The following is a 7,688-nucleotide window of genomic DNA, read 5'->3' as shown; positions in this document are numbered from 1 at the left end:
AGAAATATAGAGTTACATCTATATTTCTTTTTCAATATTTTTACAATTTTTTCTTGAATAATATCTATATATCTACTATACTATATAGGAATAAGGAAGGAATGAGGAATAATGACAAATATTTCTATGTTTAGAGATGATGTATATAACAATGCAGTTGTTGAAAAAGTTCCTTTTTTTAATTTTTTATATTTCTATAATTAGGCATATCATTTTATTTGATATGTTTTTTTATGAAATGATATAGACAGAAAGTGGAGGAAAAAATATGCCAAAAAGAGAAGACATTAACACAGTATTAGTTATTGGTTCTGGACCAATCATTATTGGACAGGCTTGTGAATTTGATTATTCAGGAACACAAGCATGTAAAGCTTTAAGAAATTTAGGGTATAAAATTGTTTTGGTGAATTCAAACCCAGCAACAATTATGACAGATCCTGAAACAGCAGATGTCACTTATATTGAACCATTAAATTTAGAAAGATTAACACAAATTATTGAAAAAGAAAGACCAGATGCTTTGCTTCCTAACTTAGGGGGTCAATCAGCATTAAATTTATGTTCTGAATTAAATGAAGCTGGTATATTAGAAAAATATAACGTACAAGTTTTGGGTGTACAGGTTGACGCTATTGAAAGAGGTGAAGACCGTTTAGAATTCAAGAAAGAAATGAATAAACTTGGAATCGAAATGGCAAGAAGTGAAATTGCTCATACAGTTGATCATGCTTTAGAAATTGCTGAAGACTTAGGATATCCAGTTGTTGTAAGACCTGCCTATACAATGGGTGGTGCAGGTGGAGGACTTGTTTACAATGTTGAAGAATTGAAAACAGTATGTTCTCGTGGACTGCAAGCGAGTATGGTTCACCAATGTTTGATTGAAGAATCTATCTTAGGTTGGGAAGAACTTGAAGTAGAAGTTGTTAGAGATGCTAAAGGAAATATGATTACTGTATGTTTCATTGAAAATATTGATCCATTAGGGGTACATACTGGAGATTCTTTCTGTAGTGCACCAATGTTAACAATTTCTCAAGACGTGCAGGATCGTTTAAAAGATCAAGCCTTTAGAATTGTTGAATCTGTTGGTGTTATTGGAGGAACAAATGTTCAGTTTGCACATGATCCAGTAACAGATAGAATTGCAGTTATTGAAATTAATCCAAGAACATCACGTTCATCTGCTTTAGCTTCTAAAGCAACTGGTTTCCCAATTGCCCTTGTTTCTGCTATGTTAGCTGCTGGGTTAACATTAGATGAAATTGAATGCGGTAAATATGGAACTTTAGATAAATATGTACCTGATGGAGACTATGTTGTTATTAAATTTGCAAGATGGGCTTTTGAAAAATTCAAAGGTGCTGAAGATAAATTAGGAACACAAATGAAAGCTGTTGGAGAAGTTATGAGTATTGGTAAAACATACAAAGAAGCTTTCCAAAAAGCCATTCGTTCTCTTGAAATTGGACAATATGGATTAGGTTATGCAAAGAATTTTAATGGATTATCTAAAGAAGAATTATTAAAGATGTTAGCTGTTCCTACAAGTCAAAGACAATTCATTATGTATGAAGCATTAAGAAAAGGTGCTACAGTTGATGAATTATTTGAATTAACTCAAATCAAACATTATTTCATTGAACAAATGAAAGAATTAGTTGAAGAAGAAGAACAAATCAAAACATATAAAGGTAAAGAATTACCTGTAAGTATTTTAAAACAAGCCAAACAAAATGGCTTCTCTGATAAATATTTAAGTCAAATCTTAGATGTAGAAGAAGCAGTGATTAGAAATAAAAGATTAACAAATGGTATCAATCAAGCATGGGAACCAGTTCATGTAAGTGGTACGAAAGATAATGCTTATTACTATTCTACATATAATGCTCCAGATCATAGTGATATTCATAATGATAAACAAAAGATTATGATTCTAGGTGGAGGACCAAATAGAATTGGTCAAGGTATTGAGTTTGATTATTGTTGTGTTCATGCTGCACTTGCATTAAAGAAATTGGGGTTTGAAACAATTATTGTCAACTGTAATCCAGAGACAGTATCTACTGATTATGATACTTCTGATAAATTATACTTTGAACCATTAACATTAGAAGATGTCTTAAGTATTCATGAAAAGGAAAAGCCAGTAGGAGTAATTGCCCAATTTGGTGGACAAACTCCATTAAATTTAGCTGCACAATTAAAAGATAATGGCGTGAATATTTTAGGAACAACTCCCGAAACAATTGATATGGCAGAAGATAGAGACTTATTCAATGCTATGATGGAAAAATTAGAAATCCCAATGCCAGAATCAGGAATGGCAGTGAATGTTGAAGAAGCATTAGAAATTGCAAAACGCATTGGTTATCCATTAATGGTTAGACCATCTTATGTATTAGGTGGTCGTGGAATGGAAGTTGTTTATGATGATGAATCATTAGAACAATATATGAAAGCTGCTGTTGGCGTTACACCAGATAGACCAATCTTAATCGATAGATTCTTAAATAATGCAATGGAATGTGAAGCAGATGCAATCAGTGATGGTGAAAATGTCTTTGTCCCAGCTGTTATGGAACATATTGAATTGGCTGGTATCCATTCAGGTGACTCAGCATGTATCTTACCTTCACGTCATATTCCAATGAGACATTTAGAAACAATCAAAGATTATACTAAGAAGATTGCCAAAGAAATGAATGTTCGTGGATTAATGAATATGCAATATGCAATTGCTGATGATAAAGTTTATGTTTTAGAAGCTAATCCAAGGGCTTCAAGAACTGTACCTTTGGTATCTAAAGTATGTAATATTAACATGGTTAAGATTGCGACTGATATTGTAACAAGAGAATTAACTGGTAGAGAGTCACCTGTACCAACATTAACTGAAAAGAAGATTCCACATATCGGTGTCAAACAAGCTGTCTTCCCATTCAATATGTTCCCAGAAGTCGATCCTATTTTAGGACCTGAAATGAGATCAACAGGAGAAGTTTTAGGACTTGCAAGTTCTTATGGTGCAGCCATGTACAAGGCAGAAGAAGGGGCAAAAACAATCTTACCAACTGAAGGAAAAGTCTTATTCAGTGTGAATGATTTAGATAAACCTCAAGTTGTTGATTTAGCAAGAGGATATTATGATGCTGGATTTACAATTGTTGCAACTGGAAATACATATAAACTCATTAGTGAAGCAGGAATTCCTGTAGAAAAGATTAAAAAGATTCATGAAGGACAACCAAATATCTCAGATGCATTGATTAATGGTGAATTAGCGATGATTATCAATACACCTCATGGTAAACAAAGTACACATGATGATAGTTATATTCGTAAGAATGCAATTAAAATGAGAATCCCATATATGACAAATATTGCTGCTGCAAAAGCATCATTAGAAGGTATTATGGAAATGAAGATTCATGGTAGTCATGAAGTGAAATCACTACAAGAATACCATAAAGCGATTAAATAGAATAAACTAAAAACCAGGGGATTTCCTGGTTTTTATAATATATGAAAATATTGTAAAGCTTTGGTAATTCCATCATTTTCAATAGAATCAGTAATATAAGTTGCCTTTTCTTTGAGAACATCTACAGCATTTCCCATTGCAATAGCATGTCCCACTTCTCTAAACATAGCCTGATCATTATAACCATCACCAAAAGCAAAGGAATCATCCTTAGAAATATTAAAATGCTTTAAAAGATGAAGAATGCCATTCCCTTTATCATATCCTATTGTAGAACAATCACAATCGCCACTACCACCATGATCATTAATAATAAGTGAATCACGAAAAACTTTAACCATTTCATTAAACTGATCACTATAAAATAAATCAAAAGTATAATAATTCTGATCTTCTTTATACATATCAATTCTATCACTACCGTATTCTTTTTGAACTCTTTGTATCTGATTTTCATCAAGGTGATAAGCAAAAGACTGTTCATCAGATACAAACAAGGCACCCAATTTCAGTTCATTCATTTTCTTTTGATAAAAATCAATTTCTTCCTTTGTAAAAGCTTTTCCATGCAGTTTGTTACCATTATATAAAATATATCTCCCATTACAACAAATATATCCACTCACTAAATCACTAAATAAATTCTGAGCATAAAAAGGTGCTCTCCCTGTACAAATAAAAGTTAAATAGTCTGCTTCTTTTAACTTCTTCAAAGCGGTTATATTACTATTAGGAATTTTCCCCTTCATAGCAAGTGTTCCATCAATATCAAAAAAGAAAATCTTTTGGTTCATCTGTTTTTCCTCCATCTCATGATTTATAATTTTAGTATAACTTTGAGAAGTTACAAAGTCAATTGATAACAATTAAGTATATAATCTATCAATATATATAATATGGTAAAAATATGATATACTAAAAAGCAAGATAGGTATCAAGAGGATAACTTATGATTCATGTTCAATTTTATGATAAGATGGATGATCGTTTATTAAAATTTGCAGTGATTATTGCTAAAGATAATATCAGTGAGTATTTTGTAAACACAAAGTTAGAGATTGAAAAGAGAATTATATGGGGAAACAGGTGCTTTAGATATAACACTTATTTGTGTTTATTCAGTATTGGATTCTCAACGTTTTTATGGTGAAGAAACATTTGGTATGCTTTATTATGCTGATACAAAAACCTTTTTAGCAGGCATATACTTTGTCTGTTTTTCTTATATGTTGCTATTTAGGAAAGAACATTATAAAATGATAAAAAAGAAGGGAGCATATATAATGAAAATATTGATTGTTGAAGATGATGCTCATATTGCGAAAATGATAGAAGCAACACTCTTGATGGGAAATTACGAAAGTGAGATTTGTCATTGTGGTGAAGAAGCGGTTCATTTGATTTTAGAGGGAGACTATGATTTGATTTTACTGGATGTTATGTTACCTGAAATAGATGGCTTTGAGATTGTGCAAAGAGTTCAAAAAAAGGGCACTCCAATTATCTTTTTAACAGCATTGCAAGATGTTGCTGATAAAGTTAAAGGGTTGCGATTAGGAGCAGAAGATTATATTGTTAAACCATTTGAAGCGATTGAATTGCTCGCGAGAATTGAAGTTGTTCTCAGACGTTATCATAAATCAAAAACAAAATATGAATATGCTTCAATAATTGTGGATTCCAAACAACATACAGTCTATAAGAATGGACAGCGTATCTCTTTAACCCCTAAAGAGTTTCAGGTGCTTTTGTTTTTTCTACAAAATATTGATATTGTGATTACAAGAGATCGTTTATTATCTGAGGTATGGGGATATGAATTTGAAGGAGAAACAAGAACAGTTGATATGCATATTCAGCAGATTAGACGTAAATTAGATTTATATGATGATTTAATCACTATACCAAAATTAGGATATCGATTAGAAAGCAGGTGATTGGATGAAACTTTGGCAGAAAGTTTTTTTAATCACATTAGTGTTTGTGATTGTTGTGGTCAATATGATTTCAGTTATTATTATTCAAACAAGTTTTCAATCAATTGTTCAAAGTGAAAGACAACAAGCGATAATGAAACAAGAATATCTTGAAACAATTATATCTAGTTATATTGTGAATACCCGACTTCATAAAAATAAAATTTATTTAAATGATCATGAGGTTGTGAATTATTTAAAAGATATTTATTTAGACCAATATAATATTGGTGATGGGGAGATTCTCATATTAGATCATGATCAAAATATTGTAATAGGCGAAATACCTGAATTATTAAAGAAACATAATGATTTTATGGATAAAGTGCATAAAAATAATAATTATCTGACATTGATAGATGATTTTGAGAAGAAAATATATCTTATCACTGGATCGAGTTTACTTTTAGAAACACAAGAATTTTATTTATATACAGTTGCAGATATAACTGAACTTTATGGACAATATCATGACCAGTTATTCTTTGTACAAACAATGAGTTTTGTGGGATCGGGGTTCTTATCGCTTATCCTATTGGTCATTATTATTCAATTATTGAAACCTTTAAAGTTATTAAATCAATCTTTGTTAGAAATTGCGAATGGTCATTATCAGTTAAGAATCAAAGAAACAGGTTCTACCGAAATGAAAGAATTAGCAACTCATATTAATATTATGACACAGTCTATTGAAGAAAGTGCGAAAAAATTACAAATGCTGGCTGATGGGAGAAAACAATTTATTGATCATTTGGCTCATGAAATGAAAACACCTTTAACTTCAATTATAGGGTTTTCGGATATATTAAGAGTGAAGAAAACAATTACGGATGAAGAACGACGTGAATATGCAAGTATTATTTTAGATGAAACAAAAAGATTACAGAGTCTTTCTACGAAATTATTAGAACTCTCTACAATGAAGAATGTACTTTTAGACTTAGAAAATGTATCAGTGAAAGAATTGTTTCATGATGTAGAAGTCAGTGTTTCACCACTCTTAGAAAGAAAACAAATCAAACTCAATATTGATTATGATGATGTTTCTCTTTTTATAGATAAGTCTTTATTGAAGTCTCTTCTTTATAATTTAGTAGATAATGCCATTAAAGCATCAGAAGAAAAAGGTCAGATTGACATGTGTTGTTATCAAAAAGATGATTATATAGAAATATATGTTAAAGATTATGGCATAGGAATGAGTCAGGAATATATTGATAAAGTCACTGAACCTTTCTATATGATTGATAAATCTTATTCAAGAAAAGAAGGTGGCACAGGGATAGGTCTTTCTCTTTGCTTAGAAATAGCAAAAAGGCATAATGCTCAATTAGAAATAGAGAGCCAATTAGATAGAGGGACATGTGTGAAGATTCTTATGAAAGGAGTTGATCCAAGTGAAAAAGCATGATAAGTTTGTGAGTGTCATTGTATTAATTGTCATATGTATTATTGGAACACAATTTGTTTTGAGACAGTTTTTACCAGACTTTAAAGGAACAATCGTTCATGAAGAAAGAACAAATTCACAATCATTCTCAATAGATCGAGATATTATCATGTCACTTTGGGAAGGGTATATGGAATCATTACCAAAGTTAACTTCAAAAAATGATGACAATTACCAAAAACTAGAACAGGATTTCAAATCTATATTAGAACTTTATACTCAAAGTCAACCTCAGTCATTAGATGATTTATTTTCATCGATGCAGATTAAAAATGATCGTGAATCAATAATTTATCTCAAAGATTACGAATTTCAAGCAAAAGATCAAAAATCATATATAATGAATTACATCAGTTCAAACCAAAATCTTCTTTATTATCACATCAAATCAAAAGAAAAAAAGACACCTACTAAAAAACAAAAACAAGATGCAATTTACTTGATGAATGAAATCAATACATATGGTATTCAAAATAAAGATATTTTTATAGATGCAAGACTCATGTATCACAAAATGCTTCAATTATCACAATCCAAATATTTATCAGCATTACCTTTAACAGAGCAAGATGTTTTTCCTTCTCATTTTTATACAATGGAATATGAAGATGAACTTCTTCTTGTTTTTATGCCTCAAGAAGAAGTGGATATGAAAACATCAAAATTAAGTACACAAAGTACAAGTTTTATTCTCTTTTATAATGTTGTAGAGGAAAAATTTTCAGGTTTCTTGTTAAAAGGAATTTAGTTTTTACAATTCCTTTACATCTTCAAG

The 7,688-nt window shown here is 30.6% G+C and carries 6 protein-coding genes; 5 read left to right on the top strand and 1 reads right to left on the bottom strand.

The window, feature by feature from the left end; translation table 11 throughout:
• The first annotated feature begins 268 nt into the window (after nucleotides 1-268).
• On the top strand, nucleotides 269-3,487 hold the full coding sequence (carB, locus tag BN350_RS07555; protein ID WP_028043055.1) for a carbamoyl-phosphate synthase large subunit: 3,219 nt from the start codon (nucleotides 269-271) through the stop codon (nucleotides 3,485-3,487).
• A gap of 32 nt (nucleotides 3,488-3,519) precedes the next feature.
• Here the strand turns inward: carB and BN350_RS07550 are convergent, their stop codons facing one another.
• Nucleotides 3,520-4,281, bottom strand: coding sequence for a Cof-type HAD-IIB family hydrolase (locus BN350_RS07550; protein ID WP_028043054.1), 762 nt, complete (start codon nucleotides 4,279-4,281; stop codon nucleotides 3,520-3,522).
• 155 nt (nucleotides 4,282-4,436) lie between these two features.
• Between BN350_RS07550 and BN350_RS18725 the strand changes: the two genes are divergently transcribed.
• The 4 genes from BN350_RS18725 to BN350_RS07535 all read left to right on the top strand — a co-directional run bounded on the left by BN350_RS18725 (nucleotide 4,437) and on the right by BN350_RS07535 (nucleotide 7,661).
• Nucleotides 4,437-4,637 (top strand): hypothetical protein, encoded by a 201-nt coding sequence (locus tag BN350_RS18725; RefSeq protein WP_044600190.1) that lies wholly within the window; start codon nucleotides 4,437-4,439, stop codon nucleotides 4,635-4,637.
• A 133-nt stretch (nucleotides 4,638-4,770) separates the two neighbouring features.
• Nucleotides 4,771-5,424 carry a response regulator transcription factor gene (locus BN350_RS07545; RefSeq protein ID WP_044600205.1) on the top strand — a complete coding sequence of 218 codons (654 nt, stop codon included), beginning with the start codon at nucleotides 4,771-4,773 and terminating at the stop codon, nucleotides 5,422-5,424.
• A gap of 4 nt (nucleotides 5,425-5,428) precedes the next feature.
• Nucleotides 5,429-6,874 carry a sensor histidine kinase gene (locus BN350_RS07540; RefSeq protein WP_028043052.1) on the top strand — a complete coding sequence of 482 codons (1,446 nt, stop codon included), beginning with the start codon at nucleotides 5,429-5,431 and terminating at the stop codon, nucleotides 6,872-6,874.
• Nucleotides 6,861-7,661 (top strand): hypothetical protein, encoded by an 801-nt coding sequence (locus BN350_RS07535; RefSeq protein ID WP_028043051.1) that lies wholly within the window; start codon nucleotides 6,861-6,863, stop codon nucleotides 7,659-7,661. The genes BN350_RS07540 and BN350_RS07535 overlap by 14 nt, the downstream gene beginning before the upstream one ends.
• The last annotated feature ends 27 nt before the right edge of the window (nucleotides 7,662-7,688 follow it).

This window comes from Candidatus Stoquefichus massiliensis AP9 (assembly GCF_000455285.1).
In the GTDB taxonomy this organism is placed as follows: domain Bacteria; phylum Bacillota_I; class Bacilli_A; order Erysipelotrichales; family Coprobacillaceae; genus Stoquefichus; species Stoquefichus massiliensis.
The sequence above is the reverse complement of the archived record's forward strand: the minus strand, read 5'-3'. Positions and strand labels throughout refer to the sequence as shown.